General features: G+C 57.3%; 22 protein-coding genes. 10 read left to right on the plus strand and 12 right to left on the minus strand.

Annotation, left to right across the window (positions count from 1 at the left end; all coding sequences use genetic code 11):
* Positions 1-162 precede the first annotated feature (162 nt).
* From mltA to D1223_RS06880, 3 genes are all read right to left on the minus strand, one after another.
* The gene (gene mltA, locus D1223_RS06870) at positions 163-1,203 is read right to left on the minus strand and encodes a murein transglycosylase A (protein ID WP_233349549.1); all 1,041 of its coding nucleotides are present in this window, start codon (positions 1,201-1,203) and stop codon (positions 163-165) included.
* Between the two features lie 258 nt (positions 1,204-1,461).
* A complete protein-coding gene (locus D1223_RS06875) occupies positions 1,462-2,076 on the minus strand; it encodes a glutathione S-transferase family protein (protein WP_119375676.1) in 615 nt (204 codons plus the stop codon).
* Positions 2,077-2,143: 67 nt separating this feature from the next.
* Complete coding sequence (locus D1223_RS06880; RefSeq protein WP_119375677.1) at positions 2,144-2,749, minus strand: Tim44/TimA family putative adaptor protein; 606 nt, start codon at positions 2,747-2,749, stop codon at positions 2,144-2,146.
* A 125-nt stretch (positions 2,750-2,874) separates the two neighbouring features.
* Here D1223_RS06880 and secB point away from each other — a divergent pair, with 125 nt between their 5' ends.
* Complete coding sequence (gene secB, locus D1223_RS06885) at positions 2,875-3,426, plus strand: protein-export chaperone SecB (protein ID WP_119375678.1); 552 nt, start codon at positions 2,875-2,877, stop codon at positions 3,424-3,426.
* Between the two features lie 4 nt (positions 3,427-3,430).
* Here the strand turns inward: secB and dnaQ are convergent, their stop codons facing one another.
* Genes dnaQ through D1223_RS06910 form a run of 5 tightly spaced genes read right to left on the minus strand, consistent with a single transcriptional unit; the run spans position 3,431 to position 6,984 of the window.
* The gene (dnaQ, locus tag D1223_RS06890; RefSeq protein ID WP_119375679.1) at positions 3,431-4,135 is read right to left on the minus strand and encodes a DNA polymerase III subunit epsilon; all 705 of its coding nucleotides are present in this window, start codon (positions 4,133-4,135) and stop codon (positions 3,431-3,433) included.
* The gene (coaE, locus tag D1223_RS06895) at positions 4,132-4,737 is read right to left on the minus strand and encodes a dephospho-CoA kinase (RefSeq protein WP_119375680.1); all 606 of its coding nucleotides are present in this window, start codon (positions 4,735-4,737) and stop codon (positions 4,132-4,134) included. Before coaE ends, dnaQ begins: the two co-directional genes overlap by 4 nt.
* Complete coding sequence (locus D1223_RS06900) at positions 4,734-5,558, minus strand: shikimate dehydrogenase family protein (RefSeq protein ID WP_119375681.1); 825 nt, start codon at positions 5,556-5,558, stop codon at positions 4,734-4,736. Before D1223_RS06900 ends, coaE begins: the two co-directional genes overlap by 4 nt.
* A complete protein-coding gene (locus D1223_RS06905; RefSeq protein ID WP_119375682.1) occupies positions 5,555-6,154 on the minus strand; it encodes a Maf family protein in 600 nt (199 codons plus the stop codon). The genes D1223_RS06900 and D1223_RS06905 overlap by 4 nt, the downstream gene beginning before the upstream one ends.
* Complete coding sequence (locus D1223_RS06910) at positions 6,151-6,984, minus strand: pyruvate, water dikinase regulatory protein (RefSeq protein WP_119375683.1); 834 nt, start codon at positions 6,982-6,984, stop codon at positions 6,151-6,153. The genes D1223_RS06905 and D1223_RS06910 overlap by 4 nt, the downstream gene beginning before the upstream one ends.
* A gap of 355 nt (positions 6,985-7,339) precedes the next feature.
* Here D1223_RS06910 and hemE point away from each other — a divergent pair, with 355 nt between their 5' ends.
* The 8 genes from hemE to D1223_RS06950 all read left to right on the plus strand — a co-directional run bounded on the left by hemE (position 7,340) and on the right by D1223_RS06950 (position 15,920).
* Positions 7,340-8,383: a uroporphyrinogen decarboxylase gene (gene hemE / locus D1223_RS06915; protein ID WP_119375684.1), complete on the plus strand. Its 1,044-nt coding sequence runs from the start codon at positions 7,340-7,342 to the stop codon at positions 8,381-8,383.
* Positions 8,384-8,410: 27 nt separating this feature from the next.
* Positions 8,411-8,836 (plus strand): CopD family protein, encoded by a 426-nt coding sequence (locus D1223_RS06920; RefSeq protein ID WP_119375685.1) that lies wholly within the window; start codon positions 8,411-8,413, stop codon positions 8,834-8,836.
* Between the two features lie 149 nt (positions 8,837-8,985).
* Entirely contained in the window at positions 8,986-10,287 is a 1,302-nt protein-coding gene (gene rho / locus D1223_RS06925) for a transcription termination factor Rho (RefSeq protein ID WP_119375686.1), read from the plus strand.
* A 3-nt stretch (positions 10,288-10,290) separates the two neighbouring features.
* Positions 10,291-11,619 (plus strand): tRNA uridine-5-carboxymethylaminomethyl(34) synthesis GTPase MnmE, encoded by a 1,329-nt coding sequence (gene mnmE, locus D1223_RS06930; RefSeq protein ID WP_119375687.1) that lies wholly within the window; start codon positions 10,291-10,293, stop codon positions 11,617-11,619.
* Positions 11,620-11,697: 78 nt separating this feature from the next.
* Positions 11,698-13,572: a tRNA uridine-5-carboxymethylaminomethyl(34) synthesis enzyme MnmG gene (gene mnmG / locus D1223_RS06935; protein ID WP_119376070.1), complete on the plus strand. Its 1,875-nt coding sequence runs from the start codon at positions 11,698-11,700 to the stop codon at positions 13,570-13,572.
* Between the two features lie 2 nt (positions 13,573-13,574).
* A complete protein-coding gene (gene rsmG, locus D1223_RS06940) occupies positions 13,575-14,195 on the plus strand; it encodes a 16S rRNA (guanine(527)-N(7))-methyltransferase RsmG (RefSeq protein WP_119375688.1) in 621 nt (206 codons plus the stop codon).
* Complete coding sequence (locus D1223_RS06945; RefSeq protein ID WP_119375689.1) at positions 14,188-15,003, plus strand: ParA family protein; 816 nt, start codon at positions 14,188-14,190, stop codon at positions 15,001-15,003. The genes rsmG and D1223_RS06945 overlap by 8 nt, the downstream gene beginning before the upstream one ends.
* Positions 15,003-15,920 (plus strand): ParB/RepB/Spo0J family partition protein, encoded by a 918-nt coding sequence (locus D1223_RS06950; protein ID WP_119375690.1) that lies wholly within the window; start codon positions 15,003-15,005, stop codon positions 15,918-15,920. Before D1223_RS06945 ends, D1223_RS06950 begins: the two co-directional genes overlap by 1 nt.
* Here the strand turns inward: D1223_RS06950 and holA are convergent.
* The 4 genes from holA to D1223_RS06970 are packed head-to-tail and all read right to left on the minus strand — an operon-like array spanning position 15,898 to position 20,465.
* On the minus strand, positions 15,898-16,950 hold the full coding sequence (gene holA / locus D1223_RS06955; RefSeq protein ID WP_119375691.1) for a DNA polymerase III subunit delta: 1,053 nt from the start codon (positions 16,948-16,950) through the stop codon (positions 15,898-15,900). The two genes, D1223_RS06950 and holA, sit on opposite strands and share 23 nt — an antisense overlap.
* Complete coding sequence (gene lptE, locus D1223_RS06960) at positions 16,947-17,432, minus strand: LPS assembly lipoprotein LptE (RefSeq protein ID WP_119375692.1); 486 nt, start codon at positions 17,430-17,432, stop codon at positions 16,947-16,949. Before lptE ends, holA begins: the two co-directional genes overlap by 4 nt.
* Positions 17,429-19,990 carry a leucine--tRNA ligase gene (gene leuS / locus D1223_RS06965; protein WP_119375693.1) on the minus strand — a complete coding sequence of 854 codons (2,562 nt, stop codon included), beginning with the start codon at positions 19,988-19,990 and terminating at the stop codon, positions 17,429-17,431. The genes lptE and leuS overlap by 4 nt, the downstream gene beginning before the upstream one ends.
* 43 nt (positions 19,991-20,033) lie before the next feature.
* Positions 20,034-20,465: a DUF3576 domain-containing protein gene (locus D1223_RS06970; protein WP_119375694.1), complete on the minus strand. Its 432-nt coding sequence runs from the start codon at positions 20,463-20,465 to the stop codon at positions 20,034-20,036.
* 112 nt (positions 20,466-20,577) lie between these two features.
* Here D1223_RS06970 and D1223_RS06975 point away from each other — a divergent pair, with 112 nt between their 5' ends.
* The gene (locus tag D1223_RS06975) at positions 20,578-21,738 is read left to right on the plus strand and encodes a porin (RefSeq protein WP_158588426.1); all 1,161 of its coding nucleotides are present in this window, start codon (positions 20,578-20,580) and stop codon (positions 21,736-21,738) included.
* Positions 21,739-21,746: the final 8 nt, after the last annotated feature.

The following is a 21,746-nucleotide window of genomic DNA, read 5'->3' on the forward strand; positions in this document are numbered from 1 at the left end:
TGCCGCTGGCGCAGAGCGGGACCGCTTCAGCAAGCCGGGATCTCCCGGGTCCTGAATGGCTTTGGCTGGCCGGCCGGGTTTTAGCGGGCGAACGGATTTTCGGACCCGGTCCCAGACCTTCTGTTCTTCCTCGGAAAGTCGCCGCTTGCTCATTCGTGCGATTTAAGGCGCGCTGGTCTTCGGACCAAGGCCGGCTTGTGCACTGGGCCCGGCCAAGCGGGCTGCGACAGCCCGTGGAAGCAAGACCCAAAGCCGGCCGGGCGCATTCATGGTACCAGCCCGGTCACCTGCAGCGGGGCCAGTACCAAAATAGATATCACCGCGAACAGCACCCTTGATCGCGCCGCCGGTGTCCTGCGCGTTCAGCAGCCCCGACCACTCGCCGCCAAGACCCGGTGCTTTCGTCTTCACAAAGACAGGGACTCCGAGCGGGTGGTGCGAGCGATCAACCGCCATGGATCCCAGCGGGGTCAAAGGAACGCTCATCGCGCCTTTCGGCCCACTGGCATTGTTGTCAGCCGGTTCCAGTTTGAAAAACACAAAGCGCGGATTGGCATTCATCGCCTGGCGGACGCGCTCCGGACTCGACCGGTCCATCCAGGCGCGTATGCCTTGCATTGAACGTTCTCCGCTCGAGATCCAGCCGCGCTCAAAAAGCCAATTGGCCGTGGACTTGAACGGCTGCCCGTTGTGGGCGGCATAGGCGGCTTTCACTGTGCGCCCATCGGGAAATACCAGTTTCCCCGACCCTTGGATCTGCAGAAAAAAGACGTCCGCCGGGTGCGCATAGGCCAGCGGGGTGACGCCGCGCTGCGTAATCTCCTTGCGCGCCGGATACGGCCTGCGCCCGCCTCTGGAAAGCTTTTGATATACGCGGTTTCCGCCCTCGGAGACGAGGTCGCCAGGAAGCGCTGGCACCGGTTCGGTAAATGGATATTGCGGGCTGTAGCGGGCCTCATAGACCGGTTCGAAGTAGCCTGTGAAACGCGACTCGCCATTCGCACTCCGAATTTCCACCGGTTGAAACAATGCCTGCATCACGGCACGGGCACTCTCCGAATCCATTGCGACATCCAAGGTCGCGCAAGCAGGCAACCAATCCTCTACGCGGCCAGCCCATTGTGCGGAATCTGATAGATAGGAAGCACTGTTTCTCCCTTCGAACTGCTCGCAGCTTTTGCGGAAAGCGGACAGGCCCGGCATCAGGTCAGCAGACTGCCAGCCGGGAAGGGCAGCAAATGCCGCCGGCACTGGCGCCCGCATGGGAGTATAGGTTTCATCCGCAGGGCCTCTTCCATTCGGTCCTGACGGCAAGGAAGATGGTTCAGGCGCGGATGCGCAAGCCGATACAAGAAGCAGCGATGCGAGAAAGACGAGGGTAGCACGCATGAGCAGAGAGTGCCCAGCTTCTGCGACGCCGACAACCGCAAATCGCGGTCCGCTTTTTCTTAGTTCAGAGGGTCAGTTCGGAACCAGTGCGTCATCGAGTTCATCGGCGCGAACCTTTGCCGGCCGGGAACTCAACCGATCCCAATAGTCGATGAAGGCCTGTCGCTTTTCGAGCGTCCCGAACTGCAGGCCCCATCCGATCTGGGATCCCGCATAAACATCGACTGCCGAGAAGTCGCTTCCTGCAAGGTACGGTGTATCCTTTACCGCCGTCTCAAGCGTATCAAGCACGGTTTCAAGACGATCATAACCGACCATCCTGCGCTGTTCATCCGCCGGAACGACACCCAGAGTCTTGTTCATTGTGGCGGCTTCGACAGGCCCCGCAGCGAAAAAGAACCAGCGATAATAAGCCGCCCTTCTATCGATCGGGGGCGCAAGCCCTGCATTGGGGAAAATGTCGGCCAGATACGCACATATAGCTGCACACTCTGTGACAATCGAACTCTTGTGCCGAATTGCGGGCACTTTGCCCATCGGGTTGATTCGTAAAAAGTCCGGCGCCTTCATCGCATCACCATACTCAACCACGATGGTTTCGTATGGTACGCCGACCTCCTCGAGCATCCATCGGACGATCCGGCCACGCGACATGGGATTGGTGTAGAATTTGAGATCCGAGCTCATCGGGCGCCTCCAAGGTAGCGCGCCGCAGAATGCGCTGATTGCGGCCCCGAGTCACCGCAATTCCGGATCAGCCCGCAATATCAACGTCGTCGAGCAACCAGTTTGGGTCATCGGAAGAAATATTGCGCATGAAGGTCCAGTACTCCTCGGACTTTCGCGTCAGGTCCCCATCACCGAGTTCAGCTTCAAAACGGACCGTGACGCGCGCAATGTCTCCATCAAGACGGGCTTCCTCGATTTCACTGTGGCGAATACGCAGGAGCTGAGGCGCTTCGGCCCCGGTTTTTTCGCGCTCCGAGATCGCTCCATCCCATGCTTCGTACACATCGGTATCAAGCCATGGCTTCAGCGTATCACGGTCCCCGCGAGCAAAGGCGCCAGCCAGCATTTCGTATGCACCGCGGGCGCCCTGGATGAATTCATTCGGGTCGAAAGAGGGGTCGGCAGCATGAATGGCCTCAAGCCCGGCGGCTGCCGGTCCCGTGAAGGCCGGGCGAAGCGGGCTATCCGCTGGGCGGCGCGGCGTTTCGTTGACCGGACGCGGCGATGGTGCCTCAGAGCGCGCACGCCCGTCGGGTGCGCCATTGTCGCTGCCAAGCGTCGTATACAGGCGCCAGCCTACAAATGCAGCAATCGCAGCCAAAAGGACCAGTTCTATGATCGAGGACGACATGCAGTCTCCGAAAGCGTTATGTTACTCTTCCCATATAGGGGACTTTTCCGCTGTGCCACCCAGTGTTGCGCAAGTATTGGGCACATGGTAGGCGCCACACCCAGATTGTAGAGGAAAATCTGCTCATGAGCGACACGTCGGACGCAGCACCACAACCGCAGCAGCCAACAGGACCCAGCCTGCGGGTTCTCAATCAGTATATCAAGGACCTGTCCTTCGAAAATCCTGGCGTCCGCGTCAACGAGCAGCCGAATGTCGACCTCGGGATCGATGTCCAGGCGATACCGCAGAATCAACAGGATGGCGTCTTCGAGGTCATCCTCAAACTGAATGCTCGCGCTGGAACGCAGGACCATGCCCTTTTCCTGATCGAGCTTCAGTATGCCGGTATGTTCCAGGTGCGCGGCGCTTCCCAGGCTGACATGGAGGCGATGCTCCTGATTGAATGCCCGCGGCTTTTGTTCCCCTTTGCGCGGCGAATTGTTGCAGACCTCACGCAAGAGGGCGGATTCCCGGCCCTTCGTATCGATCCAGTCGACTTCACTGCTCTTTATCGTCAGCAGCGTCAGCAGGGTACCGCCGCCCAGGCTGCTGGCCAGCCTCAGCCGACTGAGCCGCAGCCGCAATCAGGTCCGGCCGAGACGCTGCCGGAAAACGGCGGCGGAAACCAGTTCTGATCGGTTAGCGATTGTAGCGCGACCAGATCGCGCTTTCGCCAAGCTCGGAAACGAACGCAGCGTGCTTTTCGGCCTCTGCTGAGGTGATCAAAGAGGCGAGCGGCTGCGGACGCTGTCGTGCCGATCGGAAACGCGCACGCTCGCCGTCGGACATACCATCAGAGAAATCGAAACTGCGCGCCCTTCCTCCGCGAAGCTCAAGGTAGACTTCGGCCAGAAGTTGGCTGTCGAGCAGAGCGCCATGGAGTGAGCGCGCTTCAAGGCCAATATCAAACCGTTTGCAGAGCGCATCCAGAGAAGCAGGCGCGCCGGGATAGCGCTTCTTGGCAATATCGAGCGTGTCGACCCACTGCTCATCTGGAAAGACGGGCCTTTCGCAGCGGGTCAGCTCGGCATTGAGAAACCCGCGGTCGAAGGCCGCGTTGTGCGCGACGATGAGCGAATCTCCGATGAATTCGATCAGCGCATCAGCGATTCGGGGGTCTTCAAAGTAGGGTTTGTCCACCAGCATGTCGTCGGTGATACCGGTAATCTCAATCGTCTTCGCCGAAACGGACCGGCGCGGATTGATCCGCTCATGGAACGTCCGGCCCGTCGGGACATGGTTGATGAGTTCCACCGCACCGACCTCAATGATGCGGTCTTCACCCGCCCAGTCCAAGCCAGTTGTTTCCGTATCAAAGGCGATTTCGCGCAGAAGAGTCGTCATCGCTCGTCATGCTCCATCCGGGTCAGCAATTCTATGATCGCGTGTACATGGGTTCGCGTGAATTCGAAACCGAAGGCTGTAGAGATAACGAAATCCGCTCGGGCCCGCTTTTCAGCATCGGGTACCTGCTTGCCGACAATCTTCTCGAAATCCGACTCACTCATTTCGTTCCGCGCCATCACACGCGCCCTCTGCACTTCGGGCGGGGCGGTCACGACGGCTACATAGTCGCAACGCTGGTCGCCGCCCGTCTCAAAAAGAAGCGGGATATCCAGAACCGCCAGAGCGGCTCCCGAATGAACCGCATCCCTTCGAAAGCGCGCCTGAGTTTCGCCAACAAGAGGATGAACGATGGCTTCAAGTGCCTTCATTGCCTCCGGATCTTCCATGACGATGTCCCGCAGGCGCTGACGATTGATCGCCCCGTCGACGACGACTCCGGGAAAGCGCTCGCCGAGCGGTTCGACCGCAAGTCCGCCCTTCTGGTAAATCGAGTGGACCGCCGCGTCCGCATCATAAACAGGTATGCCGGCCTCAGCGAACATGGCCGCTGTAGCGCTTTTCCCCATGCCTATGGATCCGGTCAGACCGAGAATGATCATTCGTTCAGTTTCAGCGTTTCACGACAAGCTTCAAGGGCGATTTCGACATCTGGCAATGCGCAATCGAACCAGATAGCGAAGCTTTCTGCGGCCTGGCAAACCAGCATGCCCAGCCCATCTTCCGCAATCCAATCCATACGTCTGGCTTGCGCGAGCTGAGCTTTCGCTGGCGCGCCGTAACTCATTTCGAAAAATAGACGGCCTTTTCCTTCAGGTAGATCGAGAAACTCCCCGCCGTGACCGGCGCTCGTGGTATTGATTATGAAGTCAGCTTTGACTGCATGTAGCGCGAGGTCCTCTAATGGACCGAAACGATGGGACCGACGGCAACATGCTACAATCACCTTGCCTGCCTTTTCAACCGTCCGGTTAAGGACGATCAGGTTTGCCCCACCCCGGTCGAGCGCATAGAGCGCCGCGCGCGCAGCCCCGCCCGCGCCAAGAACAAGAACGGTCTTGTCTGACACGTCGCCAATGCCCGCGCGCCGCAGTGCCGCCATTAGTCCGGGTGCGTCGGTATTGTCAGCCCGCCAGCTTCCGTCCGTGTTCCTGGTCAAGGTATTGGCGGCGCCGATGGCCGCAACGGCCGGCGAAGTGTCGATAACGGTTTCCAGTACGGCTTCCTTGTGCGGCAAGGTGACGTTCAGACCGCGGAATTTCTTTCGGGAAAAATCCGCGAGTGCTGCCGCAGTTTCGCCCCTTGGTACACGGATGGATTCGTACGAGGCCTTGCGTCTTTGCGCGTCAATCCAGGTCATATGGATTTGCGGCGACAAGGAGTGCCCGACAGGATCTCCGATGACGGCTAAACGCTGCATCATGCTGCTATTACGCCTCGAACACGCAAATAATCCAGTAGGGGCAGCAGGGGCAGCCCAAGGATCGAAAAATAGTCACCTTCGATTCTGCTGAACAGTTGTGCTCCCACGCCTTCCAGCTGGTAGGCACCGACCGTGTTCAGGATATCCGGTCCTGCAGCCTTGAGATAGTGATTGATGAAGGTGTCATCCAGCGGGCGAACCGTCAGTTTTGGAGACGTCAGATGCCGCCAGACGGGCTCGCCGTTCTCTGCAATAACAATTGCCGTTTCCAACCGATGAACCTTGCCCGAGAACTGCCGAAGATGACGGGCCGCCTCGGCCATGTCGGCAGGCTTGTCGAGCGGCTCGCCGTCCAAGTTCAGCATCTGGTCGCCGCCAATGACGAGACCTGAATGATTGCGGGACACCTTTATGGCCTTTAGCTCGGCCAGGCGCATCGCCTGGTCAGCGACACGCATGCCCTCCGCCCGAAAAGCCGCTTTGGCGGCGTCTTCGTCGACATTGGGTTTAATGCCTGTTGCTTCGACACCCGCATTTGCGAGCAGGCTTCGTCGACTGGTGCTGCCAGACGCCAGAATCACAGAAAGTTTGTTCATCCCTGTCCCCGGCGCTCATTGAGTTTGTTCAGAATGGCGGCGGCCGTTTCTTCGACGCTTCGCCGGGAAACGTCGATCATCGTCCATTTCTTGCGCTGGAAAAGGCGGCTCGCTTCGGTCACTTCGGACCTGACGGCTTCTTCGTCCGTGTAATCGGTTGTTGAAGTCTCATTGAGGGCGATAAGCCGCTGGCTACGAATCTGGACGAGGCGCTCAACGCCAATCTTGAGACCGATCACTAGCGGTCCATTCGCTGGATCAATCTGATCGAGAACAGCAGGCGGCGGCACGCCCGGCACAAGCGGAATATTTCCGGCCTTTACACCCCGATTGGCGAGATAGACGCAGGTTGGGGTTTTTGACGTACGACTGACACCTACAAGAATCACGTCAGCATGGATGAGGCCCTGCAGGTTTTGGCCATCATCGTGTGCGAGTGCGAAGTTGATAGCCTCGATACGCTCAAAGTATTCCTGATTCAGCGCGTGTTGACCCGCCACCCGGTCGGTTGCCGCAACACCGAGATGTCGGCTCAGCAGATGGATCGAAGCGTCGAGTACGGCCAGGACTGGTACCTGCTTGGCCCGGCAGAATTGCTCCAGCTTCATTCGAAGCGCCTCGTCCGAAATGGTGAACCAGACGACCCCCGGTGCCGCTTCGATGTCACGCATGACCCTTTCCAGCTGGCGCTCGGAACGAACCAGGTAGTAATTGTGTTCAAGCGGAATAACATTTTCAAACTGCGCAGCAGCCGCACGCATGACTGCGTTCAGCGTTTCGCCAGTTGAATCCGAAACAAGGTGGACATTGAAGTATATGCTCGGGCGCATTGATTCTCCGGACCATGAGGTTCGCGCGAAACTGCCGGGAAGCGATGAAATCGACAACCCCTGTGGACACGTTGTGGGAGAATCATTTTGCCCACTATTGTTCACCGGCAATCCACATGCAGCTGATTCCAACAGGCTGGAGTCTCATCCTGTTCCAAGCGGTGGACCGCGCCTAAATGGTTAAGCAAAAATTAACGGCGATTCCAAAGGTTTAATGAAAGGTAAATTTCTAGCACCGCCGTTGGACTCGCTGTGGAATTCATGCTGACAACACCGCCTGAGACGGTTTGTCCACGATTTCCAGTGGCTAAGAATGATAAGAGCCGAATCTAATGGAAAGTTTGAAGGGAGCCAGATGGCTAACGACGTGACAAAACCTCTGCTGGACGTACTGCTTGGCAACAGACATGACCCCGTTCCCGTCTGGATGATGAGGCAGGCGGGCCGACATCTTCCAGAATATCTAGAGCTAAGATCACGCGCGAAGAATTTTCTTGATTTCTGTTACACGCCATCGCTGGCGACTGAAGCTACCCTTCAGCCGATTGAACGCTATGACATGGATGGTGCAATTCTGTTCGCGGACATTCTTTTGGTGCTCGACGCGCTCGGACAGGGCGTGCGGTTTGAAAAAGGTGTGGGACCAATCGTTGAACCTGTTGAGCCTGGCGGCCGGCTCAACAAGGTTCCTGTACAGACAGCCAAAGAAAGGTTGTCCCCTGTCTATGAAACGGTGTCGCGTGTGCGGGACAAGCTCGATCAGTCAAAGACGTTGATTGGCTTTGCCGGTGCGCCGTGGACCGTCGGGCTATATGCAATTGAAGGAAGAGGCGGGACCGACAAGAATACGGCTCGGCTCTGGGCACATGAAAACCCGGCAGGGCTCGATCTTCTACTGGACGACCTCGTCGAAGTGACCGCTCATTACATGGCTGCGCAGGCGGAAGCTGGCGTTGATGCCTTGATGATGTTCGAATCCTGGGCGGAGGGTCTAGCGAATGACGTATTCGAACAGATTGTTGTACAACCCAATCGCAAGCTTGTATCGCGCCTGCGTGAGCTTGGTGTCGACGTGCCCATCATTGGCTTTCCGCGTGGGGCAGGGACGATGTTGCCCGCCTATGTCGATGCGACCGCCGTCAATGCCGTTGGCTTGGACACGGCGATTTCTCCTGGCTTTGTAAATCGGGAACTGCCGGACAGATTTCCTGTTCAAGGTCATCTCGATCCTCTGCTGCTCCTCGCAGGCGGGGAAAAGATGGATCGGCGCGTCATTGAGTTGATCGAGGCCTATCGTGACCGGCCCCATATATTTAATCTGGGCCACGGTGTCCTGCCAGAAACCCCGATCAAGAATGTTGAAAGGGTGCTGGAGATAATCCGAAACCGGGCGAAATGAACGTCATTCAGTATACGGATTAAATTAATGACATACCTCTGGCTGAAGGCATTCCACATTATTTTTGTGATCGCTTTTATGGCGGGCATGTTGATTTATCCGCGTTACAAGTTGCATCAGCTGACAGCGAAGCCCGGAGATCCGCTTTTCGAGACGATGAAGTCTGCTTCCAACAAGTTGCGGATAATTATTCTGAATCCGTCCGTGATCCTCGTCTGGGTCCTGGGAATTGCGATGGTGGCTATGAATCACGGGTTGCTATCGCAAGGATGGTTTCACGTGAAACTCCTCCTTGTCCTGATCCTGACTGGATTGCACGGCTACTTTATCTCGATGGGAAAGAAGATCGACAACGGCGAGACGCTGCCGGCAAAGCAACTGAAATTGCTGAATGAAGTCCCGTTTCTGTTAATGATTGTCATCGTTGTTATGGTGATCGTCCGGCCGTTCTGAGGACGGGCATGCTGCTGGCGATGACGTCTTGACGCGGCGGTTGTCAGAGATCATAAGCAGGCAGATAAAGTCCCTGCCCGTCCTGGGCCCTTGCGACTTATGATTTCCCTGTTCCAGCCTATCGGCCGGTATCCCCATACAGAGTGTCCATGTCCGACATCGTCATTGAATCTGAAACCGACTCCCAACGCCACGTTTATCTTCGCGATCTCAAAGCAAAGAGCCCGACTGAGCTACTCGCTTATGCCGAGAGTCTTGAAGTGGAAAATGCGTCGTCACTGCGAACGCAAGACATGCTCTATGCGATCTTGCGCGAGCTCGCTGAGCGCGACATTGTTATCATCGGGCGGGGTGTCCTTGAGGTTCTGATTGATGGGTTTGGCTTCCTGCGGTCGCCAGAGTCCAACTATCTTCCCGGCCCGGACGACATCTATGTAAATCCGAAGCTTTTGAAGCAGGCCGGTCTAAAAACCGGTGATACGGTTGAGGGCCCGATCAAGGAGCCGGGTGATGGCGAGCGCTATTTCGCGCTGATGAGTGTTAACTCGGTGAACTTTGAGGAACCCGAAAAGGCTCGCCAGAAAGTTCACTTTGACAATCTCGTGCCTCTTTATCCAGAAGAGCGCCTTCAGATGGAGAGCCAGGATCCGACCAAGAAGGACCGGACCGGACGTGTAATCGATATCGTTGCTCCGATTGGCAAGGGTCAGCGCGCACTGATCGTTGCTCCGCCGCGTACCGGTAAGACTGTTATCCTCCAGAACGTGGCTGCGTCGATCGAGGAGAACCATCCGGAATGTTATCTCATCGTTCTTCTGATTGATGAGCGTCCGGAAGAAGTGACTGACATGAAGCGGTCGGTGAAGGGCGAGGTTATCTCGTCAACCTTCGACGAACCCGCAACACGTCACGTGGCAGTCGCGGAAATGGTGATCGAGAAAGCCAAACGTCTTGTCGAGCATGGACGTGATGTCGTCATCCTGCTCGATTCGATTACGCGTCTTGGTCGCGCCTATAACACAACGGTGCCAAGTTCAGGGAAAGTCCTGACAGGTGGTGTAGACGCCAATGCGCTCCAGCGTCCGAAACGGTTTTTCGGTGCAGCTCGGAATGTCGAACACGGTGGCTCACTAACCATCATTGCGACAGCGCTGATCGAAACCGGCTCGCGCATGGACGAGGTTATCTTCGAAGAATTCAAGGGTACGGGTAACTCTGAAATTGTTCTAGACCGGAAGATTGCCGACAAACGGACTTTCCCGGCCATGGATATCATGAAGTCGGGTACCCGGAAGGAAGAGCTCATTACGCCGAAGGAGCAGCTGCAGAAAGTCTATATCTTGCGCCGCATCCTCAATCCCATGGGGACGTCAGATGCTATGGACTTCCTGCTCGACAAGCTTCGTCAGACCAAGACGAACGACGAATTCTTCGAGGCAATGAAGAACTAGGCGATGACGGCTGCGCGCGACACGATCTGCGCGCTCGCTTCCGGGCCGCCGCCATCCGCGATCGCGATCATTCGCATCAGTGGTCCTGGCGTTCGTGTCATATGCAACCAATTACTTGTGCCTGGATGGACTGCGCCGCGAAAGGCAGTCTATGGCCGTATTCGGGACAGATCCGGTGAAGTGATCGATGAAGGACTGGCGGTCTTCATGCCCGGGCCTGCGTCGTACACCGGAGAAGATACCGCGGAACTCTATCTACATGGCGGCGCTGCGGTTATTGAACATGCGCTCGACGCTATTTGCAGTTTCGAGGATACCCGGCTTGCGGAAGCTGGCGAGTTCACCCGGCGTGCGTTTGAGAATGGAAGGCTTGACCTGGTAGAAGCTGAAGGCGTTGCGGACCTGATCGATGCGGAGACCCGCGCGCAAAAGCACTTAGCCCTCGATCAACTCGATGGCCGATTGTCCAGGCAATATGAGGTCTGGCGATCGTCGCTTCTAAACGCTCTAGCGTTGCTGGAAGTGAGCATCGATTTTCCCGACGAAGACGATGCGCCCGATGAAACCAGAGAACCAGTTGCGCGGACACTTCGCGAGATGGAGGCGAGTCTCGAGAAGGCGTTGGCCGATGACTCGGTCGGTGAACGAATTCGGGATGGCTTTCATATCGCGATCGTTGGTCCGCCGAATGCAGGAAAATCGTCATTATTGAACAAGCTCGCGCGCCGGGAGGCAGCCATTGTCTCCGATATTCCGGGGACGACTCGGGATGTGGTTGAGGTTCGGTTGAAAATCGGTGGTCAGATCGCCTGGGTTGCGGATACCGCAGGCCTAAGGGAGGCTGCCGACGTGATTGAAGCCGAGGGCGTTCGGAGAGCACAGCAAAGGGCGACCTCCGCAGATCTCCGGATCCAGGTTCGCGCCGCTGACGATCGCACGGACTTTTCCGAGTGTGGAGAAGACGATCTTCTCGTGGTCAACAAAATTGATCTGGCGGGTGAAAACGCTAAGTGGCCCGATAGTGTCATGGTGATCTCCGCGATAACAGGAGATGGGATCCGTGAATTGGAGCGCAGAATTGCAGACATAATCCGCGCAAAGGCTGGATCAGTTGGGGCGCCCCTTATTACACGGCGCCGACATAGGCTGGCTCTGGAATCCGCACTGTTTCACGTGAAACAGGCAAGCGACCTGATAACGCGCGGGGGTGGGGCAGAATTGGTGGCGGAAGATGTGCGGCTAGCATCCCGGCAGCTTTCCGGGCTTATTGGAGAAATCGGCGTAGAAGAGATTCTTGGCGCCGTATTCTCGTCTTTCTGTATTGGGAAATGAGTCGCGCCCCTGTGTTTCGACGATTAGATGTTGTATAGCGGCCCGCTCTTCGATCTTTGCAATTTAGCGGAGCCGCGAATGCCAGGCGCATTTGATTTTGATGTTATTGTAGTGGGGGGCGGGCATGCCGGGTGTGAAGCTGCGGCTGCGGCTGCGCGTACCGGGGCGAACACGGCACTCATCACTCACAAGCTTTCGACGATTGGAGAGATGTCCTGCAATCCGGCGATTGGCGGTCTTGGTAAAGGCCATCTCGTTCGCGAGATCGATGCACTCGACGGTCTCATGGGACGAATGGCGGACCAGTCGGGTATACAGTTTCGACTGCTGAATCGTTCGAAGGGCCCAGCGGTATGGGGACCAAGAGCTCAAATTGACCGGAAACTCTATCGAGAGGCCATGCAGTCAGAGCTGGCTGATTACGGGAATCTCACTCTTGTCGAAGATGGCGTGGAAGATCTGATCGTTGAGGGCGGTAAGACGGGTGGAGTGGTTGGACAGACCGGCAAGCGCTACCGGGCCTCTGCTGTTGTGATTACGACAGGAACCTTCCTTAAGGGAGTAATCCACCGGGGCGAGGAGAGAATCGAGGCCGGAAGGATTGGCGAGAAGCCCGCAATTGGTTTGTCCGACCGGCTTTACGCGATGGACCTACCCATGGGTCGCCTCAAGACCGGCACGCCTGCCCGCCTGGACGGAAAGACGATCGACTGGAGCCAGCTTGAGTTACAGCGGGCTGATGATGAGCCAACACCGTTTTCCTTCGCTAGCCAGCGTATCGGTGTTCCTCAGATTTCGTGCGGCATTACGTTTACCAACCCCGAAACGCACAAGGTCATTGCGGACAACATCCATCGTTCTGCTGTTTATTCTGGCGCTATCGCTGGTCGAGGACCGCGGTATTGCCCTTCGATTGAGGACAAGGTGCACAGGTTCGCCAATAAGGACCGTCATCAGGTTTTTCTCGAACCCGAAGGACTGGATGACGACACAGTTTATCCGAACGGAATTTCAACGTCCCTGCCGACCGAGATCCAGGAAGCTTTTATCCGTACAATTGTTGGACTCGAGAACGTGCGCATCATCCAGCCGGGTTACGCAATTGAATATGATTATGTGGATCCGCGCGCTCTGACCCCCGGCCTTCAGGTCAAATCCTTGCCGGGCTTATTTCTCGCGGGCCAGATTAACGGGACAACGGGGTATGAAGAAGCTGGTGCACAGGGTCTCGTTGCCGGACTGAATGCGGGGCGTCTTGTTCGCGGAGAGCCTGCCGCTGTATTTGATCGGGCGGAAGCATACATCGGAGTTCTTATCGACGATCTGGTTACTCATGGCGTCAGCGAGCCGTATCGTATGTTTACATCGCGTGCGGAGTACCGATTGGCTTTAAGGGCCGACAATGCGGACCAGCGACTGACGAACAAGGGAATCGACCTGGGCGTTGTGGGGGGTGCCCGCGCGAAGATGTTTCACGTGAAACACCAGAGTCTCGAAAGCGGACGGCAACTTCTGAAATCGCTCGCGCTCACGCCAAACGAGGCTTCGAAGTACGGCTGGAAGGTCAATCAGGATGGCCAGCGACGCAGCGCCTGGGATTATCTGGCCTATCCTGATATCTCTTTTGAGCAGATCATCGCCGCTTTTCCCGAGGCAGGGGGTCTTACGGAAGGGGTTCGCCGGCAGCTCGCAATAGAAGCGACGTATGCTGGTTATCTGGAGCGTCAGAATGCCGATGTCGAGCAATTGAGACGCGACGAAAATCTGCAGATTCCGGAAGACCTAAACTATTCTGCCGTCGGGGGGCTGTCGAACGAGGTTCGATCGAAACTTGAAGCGGTTCGCCCGGCCACCCTTGGACACGCCGCCCGGATTGAGGGGGTCACGCCGGGCGCACTCGTGTCACTGCTTGCCCATGTCAAGCGTCGCCAGCCAGAACGCGCGGTAGGTTAGGTATGACTGAGCTCGAGGCGAAACGAGCGTTAAACGCGCTCGGTGTTTCACGTGAAACAAAGGTCAAACTGGAGCGCTATGTGGGGCTGCTGGAGCAATGGCGGCAGCGTATGAATCTTATCGGGCCCAGGGAGATGGATCACATCTGGGCCCGCCACGTCTTCGATTGCGCCCAACTTATTCCTGTGGTGGGGCTGGATTCGCAGGTGCTGGATATCGGTTCAGGCGCAGGTTTTCCCGGTCTGGTATTGGCTTGCGCAGCAGCCGATGGCGAGGGACATGTCACCATGGTCGAATCGGTGGGGAAGAAGTGCGCTTTTCTGTCTGCGGTCATCTCGGACCTGGGCCTGTCGGCAAGTGTATCGAACAACCGTGTCGAGGCGCTCGAAGTCAAACCCGTTGATTTTGTTACAGCTCGCGCTCTGGCGCCGCTGCCTCGGCTGATTGAATACGCTTCGGCTTGGATCGGCAAAGGTGCAACAGCTCTCTTCTTTAAAGGCGAGCACTGGCGAGAAGAATTGACGCAAGCACAGGAATGCTGGAATCTCGCCTACGAGGCGATTCCGAGTCGTACAAATGAGACCGGGGTCATTTTAAAGATAATGGAGGCGACACGTGTCTGATACCGGCACCCGTATTCTGGCAATAGCCAATCAGAAAGGGGGCGTCGGCAAGACGACTACCTCCATTAATCTCGGAACGGCGCTGGCTGCTGTCGGCAGGCGGGTCCTGGTTGTGGACTTTGATGCCCAGGGCAATGCATCGACGGGGCTCGGAATTATGCGTGCCGACCGCAGGCTGACGAGCTATGATGTCGTTGTAGATCGGACTCCTCTTGAGGAGGCGATCCTGACCACGCTTGTTCCGCGTCTGGAAATTGTCCCGGGCGACGAAAACCTTTCAGGGGTTGAAACGGAGCTTGCTGAAGATCCGCGCCGGTCCTACCGCCTTCGAGAAGCCATACGGGACCACGTGGCGAAGGTCGCCCATGATCCGGACAAGCGGTATGACTTTATATTGATCGATTGCCCACCATCCCTATCGTCACTAACGATTAATGCGATGACCGCCGCGGACGCCTTGCTGGTTCCGTTGCAGTGCGAGTTTCTGGCGCTGGAGGGCCTGAGCCAGTTGCTTCGGACAGTGGAAGTGGTCCGCTCCGGTCTCAACCCCCAGCTTGATATACAGGGTGTGGTTCTGACGATGTACGACAAGCGCAACAATCTCTCTGACCAGGTCGCGGATGAGGTGCGCGAAGTCCTTGGGAACAAGGTTTACAAGACGGTGATTCCTCGCAATGTCCGGCTTTCCGAGGCGCCAAGCTTTGGCAAGCCTGCGTTGCTGTATGACTATCGTTGCCCGGGCAGCGAGGCCTATATCCGCCTGGCGTCCGAGATGTTGCAACGGGAACGGATGAGGGCGGCTGCGTAATGGCTGCAGAACCCAAACCAAAAGCCAAACGGCTTGGACGTGGCCTGTCGGCCCTGATCGGTGAGGTCGAGGGGGTTGGTTCCTACTCGGGTGAAGAGGGTGAGGCGCCGCCGATCACCGACGCGTCCACGATCGCCATCCGCGACATTCGGCCAAACCCGCAACAGCCGCGACGCTATTTTGGCGAGACAGAGCTTACGGAGTTGGCCGAATCCATCCGGGCAAAGGGTGTGCTGCAAGCAATACTTGTCCGGCCGGATCCGAAGGAGACCGGGAAATACCAGATTATCGCCGGGGAGCGCCGGTGGCGCGCTGCTAAGCAGGCGGGTCTGACCGAAATACCAGCTATGATTCGGAATCTCGATGAACTCGAATTGCTCGAGATCGGGATTATTGAAAACGTTCAACGGACCGACCTTAATCCGATTGAGGAAGCCGAAGCCTACGGCGCACTGATGAAGCGGTTTGGTCGCACGCAGGAAGGACTGGCCGAAAGCGTCGGCAAGAGCCGGGCCCATATCGCTAACACGATACGCTTGCTCAACCTGTCAGAAACAGCCCGCAATCACCTGCGAGAAGGCCGTATTACAGCCGGTCACGCGAGAGCCGCTTTGGGTGCGCCCGATCCGGATGCCGTAATCGCAATGACGGTCCAGAAGAATCTGAGCGTTCGCGACGTGGAGGGCCTGGTCAAGCGCGCGAAGGATGACGGGTCTCTGGATGCGATCGCTCGGAAGGTTGGAACAAGCGAAAAGGATGTCGATACAGAAGCGCTTGAAGCGGATTTGTCGCGCGCGCTCGGCCTGGACGTTGATATTCGCCACAAAGCGACGGGTGGTGAATTACGTATAAAATACAGGGACTTGGAGCAACTGGACGATCTTTGCCGGAAGCTTACCGCGAAGCGCTCATCTTAGCGCGTCCCGCCGCAGACTTAACGATATTCAAGAGCAGGATCCGGATTGCAGCGTCTGCCGCTGGTCCGCTTTCCTTTGCCTGGAGTTCGTGATCGTTGAGCGAGGCGAGAAGCCTTGTCAGCGCGGCTGCTGACCACCGATCCAATCTCGAACGGAAGGCGGCCCATTCCGATTGCCACACCGGGGGTTTCAGCTTCATGCCGATATTTCCTCCTGTGCCTAACAGGCTGCGGGCCTGTAGCAGGCGTTTGGCCTCCATATCAATGAGGCGCAGAATGGAAATCGCTGACGTACCCGCTTCCATGACGCGCTCGTACTCCAACAGGCAAGCCGGACCGTTTCCGTCAAAGGCGTGCTGAATCATGTCACGAAGACTTGAGTCGGCGTCGGTGAGGGAAAGGCGCCGGATGTCATCCACCGAAATCGCTCGACCAAGATTGCGACCATAGAGGGCGAGCTTTTCGGTTTCCTGGTTGGCCAGGCCGCGGTGACCCGGCAACTGTGCTGTGAACCGGTCTAGTGCATCTGTTTCAATTGCTACAGCATCCGCCTCAAGCCGGGAGGCTACCAAATCCCGCATGGATTGTTCGCTATCAGCAAAAACGTGAATAGCTGCAGCTGACTTAGCTGATTCCAGTCCTGATCGGAGTTTCGACCGTTTGTTCAGGGTGCCGTTTAGCACAATGAGCTTGTTGGTGAATGGTGCTCCGGCAGCATCGGCCTGCTCAACCAGGTCCAGGATCGGTTTGGCGACCTTTTCTCCCGAGGTCCGGATTCGAACGATGTCGACTTCCCCCAGCAAAGAGGATGTCTCGACTTTATTGAACAGTAGCGCTGGATCCCGACGAACGTCGTCGTCGTCGAGCGTCAGGACATTTGCCTGTCCGCCTGCAGATTTCGACCAGCCCGCAGCAATCTGATCTGCCGTGTCACTTACAACGCCGTCATCGTCGCCAAAAACGAGGACGCACCAGATGGCGGGATCAGGGCTTCGGATCTGGCCAGACAGCGCAGAACCCTTGATGATCATTGCTCGGACTGTACCTGGATGCGAAGGCGGTCGACAATGGTTCTCGCCAACTCTTCCATCGCGCGCTCGGCTGCGTAGCTTTGCGCTGAAACATCGGTGTATGGAGACTGGGTGGCTGCAAACGGGACCTGGGATTCGGCATTGCCGATAATCGGTCCGTCAATTGTCTGGAGCACGTAATCACCCGTAGCCGTGTAGTACGACCGTGATACCGCACCGTCTGGAAGCAGGGTTGCGCGCTCTACGCGCTCGTCAAGCGTAACGGTTAGGACCGCGCCGCTTTCAATTCCGGGCAATCCGATCGCCAGGTCGCGCAACAGGGCCTGCCGTAACATGTAGCCCGAGCGGCCGGGTATATTGTCAACGGCTATAGACTGGCCCGAAATAGAACCTCCGGAACCATGACCTGCATACAAGGGACGAAATCCGCACGCGGAGACCGCAAGAGTGGCGACGAGAAGGACGGATATGAGCCGTTTCATGCTGCTACGATATTCACGATCCGGCCCGGGACGACAATCACTTTCTTGATTACCTTTCCATCAAGGAAGTTTTCGATGTCGGGGCTCGCAAGTGCGATTCTCTCGATCTCGTCCTTGGCCGCTGACTTTTCAATCGTAATCTCGCCCCGGCGCTTGCCGTTGACCTGAATGGGAAGTGTAACGGTTGTTTCTTCCATCAGGGCCGGGTCCGACATTGGCCATGCGGCATCCGAAACGAAACCTTTCTCGCCCAGCGCTATCCAGCATTCTTCCGCCAGGTGCGGCATGAAGGGGGTCAGGCAGACGGCTAGCATCCGGGCGCTTAGTTTGCGGGTTGCGATTGTTTCTTCTGCAGCGCTCTCGGCTTTCTTGAGCGTGTTGACCCAATCATGGCAGGCCGCGATCGCGGCATTGAAACGAAACTCGAGAATTGCCTTGTCGATTGCTGCTGCCGTGCGATGGGAGTACTTGACCAATGGCGTGGCGTTTGCGGTTTCGTCTGCCGGGCCTGCCTCGCAAAGACGATCAAATATGGTCCAGACACGCTGGACGAAACGTGCCGCACCTTCCGCGCCTGACTGGGTCCACTCTACATCACGCTCCGGTGGGCTGTCGGAAAGAACGAACCAGCGGGCCGTATCGGCGCCAAAAGTCGCGATGATTTCGTCTGGATCGACGACGTTCTTCTTCGACTTGGACATCTTCTCGATGGGCCCAACGGTCACAGGTTCACCAGTGCCCGCAAGCACAAATGCTTCGCCGCGTTTCTCAACCTCGGACGGCTCCACCCATTTTCCATCGGGGCCTTTGTAGGTCTCGTGGGTCACCATGCCCTGGGTGAAGAGACCGGAAAAAGGCTCGCCGGACGGCAAGTCGAGTTCGCCGACATCCCGAAGGGCGCGCGCGATGAAGCGCGAATAAAGCAAGTGCAGCACCGCATGTTCAACGCCGCCGACATACTGGTCAACGGGGAGCCAATAGTCTCGTTCTTCACGGTTCTCGGGGCTGGCAAAGCGCGCATAGTACCAAGAAGAGTCGACAAAGGTGTCGAGTGTATCGGTCTCGCGCTCGGCTTTTTTGCCGCATTTCGGACAGGCTACGTGTTTCCAGGAGGGGTGGTGGGCCAGCGGATTGCCCGGTTTGTCGAAGCTAACATCCTTTGGCAGGACAACCGGCAATTCGGCCTCGGGCACCGGAATGATGCCGCAGTCCCCGCAATGGATGACCGGTATCGGACAGCCCCAATAGCGCTGACGAGACACGCCCCAGTCCCGAAGCCGATAGTTTACGGTGCCGTGACCCCGGCCCATGGATTCGATGCGCTTGGTCGCCTCAGACTTAGCGTCCTCAATGCTAAGACCGTTCAGGAAGTCCGAATTGAAAATTGTCCCGGGGCCGACATAAGCCTCGCTGTCGACATCGAAGCTCGTCGCATCTGCCTCGGGCGGAAGGACGACCGGTCTGACCGGCAGGTCGTACTTGCGCGCGAAATCAAGGTCGCGCTGGTCGTGTGCAGGGCATGCAAAAATTGCTCCGGTTCCGTAACCCATGAGCACGAAATTGGCGACCCACACGGGTAACGTCACAGCTGGGTCGAACGGGTGGGCCACCCGAAGACCTGTATCGATGCCGACTTTCTCCGCTTTCTCGATTGCTTCTTCGCTGGTGCCGATCCGGGCGGCATCCTTCCGGAAGCTTTCGATGCGAGAATCGTTGGTGGCGAGTTGCAGGGTCAGAGGGTGATCTGGTGACAGGGCGACAAAGCTTGCGCCGAACAGCGTGTCCGGCCGCGTCGTAAAGATTTCAATTCCCTCGTCAAAGCCATCGGGCGCGCCGCCTTCGAAAAGGAAGCGCATCTGGAGGCCTTCGGACCGGCCGATCCAGTTTGCCTGCATTGTCCGGACTTTCTCCGGCCAATTCGTAAGGGTCGAGATGCCGCTCAACAGCTCTTCCGCATAGTCCGTTATTTTGAAGAACCACTGCGTCAGCTCACGTTGCTCAACCGGCGCGCCGCTTCGCCAGCCTTTACCGTCGATAACCTGTTCGTTGGCGAGCACGGTATTGTCTATTGGATCCCAGTTGACCTTGCTGGCTTTACGATAGATCAGCCCGGCTTCAAGGAGTTTGAGAAAAATCCTCTGTTGTTCGCCATAGTAGGCTTCGTCGCACGTTGCGAACTCCCGGCTCCAGTCCAGAGTGAGGCCCAGCTTGTCGAACTGGGCCCGCATGGCGGCGATATTCTTGTAAGTCCAGTCACCGGGATGAATGCCGCGCTCTATTGCGGCATTCTCGGCAGGAAGCCCGAATGCATCCCAGCCCATTGGGTGGAGCACATTGTAGCCATGCGCCCGCTTGTGCCTGGCAACGACGTCGCCCATCGCATAATTTCGCACGTGGCCCATATGGATGCGTCCCGATGGATAAGGGAACATTTCAAGGACGTAGCACTTCGGCTTATCGCCGGCTTCGCTGGGCGATTTCGCGCGAAACAGGTCGGCTTCTTTCCAGGCCTGACGCCAATGGGCTTCTGCAGCCTGCGGATCGTAACGAGACGGCACTCTCGGCCCCTCCCGACAAATGATTTTCTTCAGTGTGGACTGGTTAGCTGAGCTCAGAAGATTTCAGAACGCGTGCGCGCGTCAAAATCGCATTCTCAAGCTGGATTCCGGTTTCCGGATCAACTTCCGCGTCGCGCCATTCGCCATTGTCATTGACCTGGCGGAAAACCGAAACCTTGACGCCGTCGGCGCGAAGCCGGGAATCTAGGATGTAGACTGTTGCCTTGATCCGCTCGCCTTCCGCACCCGGATAGGATTTCCAGTCATAGTTGATGATGCCGCCAACGGGATCGGCGCCATCGAGCGGCAATGTGCTCAGCGTATCGAGGCTGGCGCGCCAGAGATAGGGGTTCACCCCGCCGCGGAGGTCCTGGACGACGCTGGATTGCTGGTCACCGCTCCCGCCTCCGAATAGGCAGCCGGAGAGGGCAAAGGCGCTGGCGACTGCAACAAACGTCTGGATTGTACGCTTCATGACACGGATCCTGTCGGCAATATCTTTATCATTCCGGGTCTGTATAGCATTTGGGACTTCACGGACCAGAGCCGTTCTGCGGTCGGCGGCAGAAACTATTGGAGACCAAGGCATGAGGATTACGGTATTGGGCGGCGCAATGCTTGCTGGAGCGGCGCTTTCTCCATTGGCCATGGCGCAATCGGCGCCGATCGAGTTCGAGTCCGATCTTGAAGCCGTAACCGTCATTGCGGCGTTCCATGACACCAGGGCGGGGACCGATAGCGAGGACGTTCTTTATGAAGTCACGCTGGACAACCGGTTTGAAAAGGTTCTCCAGAATGGGCTTCAGATCGGCGGCAGGCTTACACTTCGTGGACAGCGTGATCATCCGGCGCGGCCCGGTTTCCTCGGTCGGTTTGGTGGAGCGCCCGGGCCTAGTGGTGCTTATTCCGGCCTTTCAGGAGAGGGATCGACGAGAGATACGGGTGCGCGCGGCCAGCTTGAGGCGGCGTATCTTGAGTTCGATGGCGGTTATGGCGAGTTGCGCATTGGCCGCGATCGTGGAGCCGCAGCGCGGTTCTTCGAGGGCGCTCCGAGCGCTCTGACTCACGCGTCGATTAGCAACGCGTATCTCGATCCAGACGGCATCAAGATTATCCGGACCAATCATGACCTGACCGGCCCATCAGCAAAAATTAGCTATGCTACGCCCCGAATTTTGGGCCTCCGCGCGGGCGCATCCTTTACCCCGGACGCAGAGGCGGCGGGGTTGGATCGGAATGTACGGGACATGTCTGCCGACCTCTCCGATGCGGTAGAATTAGCGCTGAACTTGTCGCGGCGGCTGCGTGACTCTGGCGTCCGAATCGATGCGGGATTAGCCTGGTCCAGCGCCGGAATTGACTTTGCTGGTTCCAGCGCGCGCGACCGTGTTGGAACATGGTCGGCGGGCGCCAATCTCGAATTCGACAGCTTCGAGGTCGGTGGATCCTGGATCAAAAGCGACAATGGCTTTGCTGGCGCCGACTACACGGCTTGGGAGATTGGCGTCGCAACAGAACTGGCCGATACGGAGATTTCGCTCAACTATGGTGAGGCAGAGGATGATCTTGCGGGCCTGTTGGGTGATGGCATAAGCCTTGCCGCGCGTCGTGACATTGCAAATGGTCTGGAGCTTGCAGTTGCGTACCAGGATGAGGCCCTCTCATCTGCGGGCGGAGACTTTGGGGGCCGGGGTGTTGTGGTAGAAATCACACTGAAGGGCGATTTCTTGAGGATAAACAGCAATTAATCTTCTCT

The sequence above is a fragment of the Henriciella mobilis genome (assembly GCF_003576285.1).
Lineage (GTDB): Bacteria > Pseudomonadota > Alphaproteobacteria > Caulobacterales > Hyphomonadaceae > Henriciella > Henriciella mobilis.

Bases quoted from the DNA above. Each gene is read 5' to 3' on its own strand.
- mltA (WP_233349549.1), bottom strand. From the start codon at position 1,203: ATGCCGGGCCTGTCCGCTTTCCGCAAAAGCTGCGAGCAGTTCGAAGGG.
- D1223_RS06875 (WP_119375676.1), bottom strand. From the start codon at position 2,076: ATGAGCTCGGATCTCAAATTCTACACCAATCCCATGTCGCGTGGCCGG.
- D1223_RS06880 (WP_119375677.1), bottom strand. From the start codon at position 2,749: ATGTCGTCCTCGATCATAGAACTGGTCCTTTTGGCTGCGATTGCTGCA.
- secB (WP_119375678.1), top strand. From the start codon at position 2,875: ATGAGCGACACGTCGGACGCAGCACCACAACCGCAGCAGCCAACAGGA.
- dnaQ (WP_119375679.1), bottom strand. From the start codon at position 4,135: ATGACGACTCTTCTGCGCGAAATCGCCTTTGATACGGAAACAACTGGC.
- coaE (WP_119375680.1), bottom strand. From the start codon at position 4,737: ATGATCATTCTCGGTCTGACCGGATCCATAGGCATGGGGAAAAGCGCT.
- D1223_RS06900 (WP_119375681.1), bottom strand. From the start codon at position 5,558: ATGATGCAGCGTTTAGCCGTCATCGGAGATCCTGTCGGGCACTCCTTG.
- D1223_RS06905 (WP_119375682.1), bottom strand. From the start codon at position 6,154: ATGAACAAACTTTCTGTGATTCTGGCGTCTGGCAGCACCAGTCGACGA.
- D1223_RS06910 (WP_119375683.1), bottom strand. From the start codon at position 6,984: ATGCGCCCGAGCATATACTTCAATGTCCACCTTGTTTCGGATTCAACT.
- hemE (WP_119375684.1), top strand. From the start codon at position 7,340: ATGGCTAACGACGTGACAAAACCTCTGCTGGACGTACTGCTTGGCAAC.
- D1223_RS06920 (WP_119375685.1), top strand. From the start codon at position 8,411: ATGACATACCTCTGGCTGAAGGCATTCCACATTATTTTTGTGATCGCT.
- rho (WP_119375686.1), top strand. From the start codon at position 8,986: ATGTCCGACATCGTCATTGAATCTGAAACCGACTCCCAACGCCACGTT.
- mnmE (WP_119375687.1), top strand. From the start codon at position 10,291: ATGACGGCTGCGCGCGACACGATCTGCGCGCTCGCTTCCGGGCCGCCG.
- mnmG (WP_119376070.1), top strand. From the start codon at position 11,698: ATGCCAGGCGCATTTGATTTTGATGTTATTGTAGTGGGGGGCGGGCAT.
- rsmG (WP_119375688.1), top strand. From the start codon at position 13,575: ATGACTGAGCTCGAGGCGAAACGAGCGTTAAACGCGCTCGGTGTTTCA.
- D1223_RS06950 (WP_119375690.1), top strand. From the start codon at position 15,003: ATGGCTGCAGAACCCAAACCAAAAGCCAAACGGCTTGGACGTGGCCTG.
- holA (WP_119375691.1), bottom strand. From the start codon at position 16,950: ATGATCATCAAGGGTTCTGCGCTGTCTGGCCAGATCCGAAGCCCTGAT.
- lptE (WP_119375692.1), bottom strand. From the start codon at position 17,432: ATGAAACGGCTCATATCCGTCCTTCTCGTCGCCACTCTTGCGGTCTCC.
- D1223_RS06970 (WP_119375694.1), bottom strand. From the start codon at position 20,465: ATGAAGCGTACAATCCAGACGTTTGTTGCAGTCGCCAGCGCCTTTGCC.
- D1223_RS06975 (WP_158588426.1), top strand. From the start codon at position 20,578: ATGAGGATTACGGTATTGGGCGGCGCAATGCTTGCTGGAGCGGCGCTT.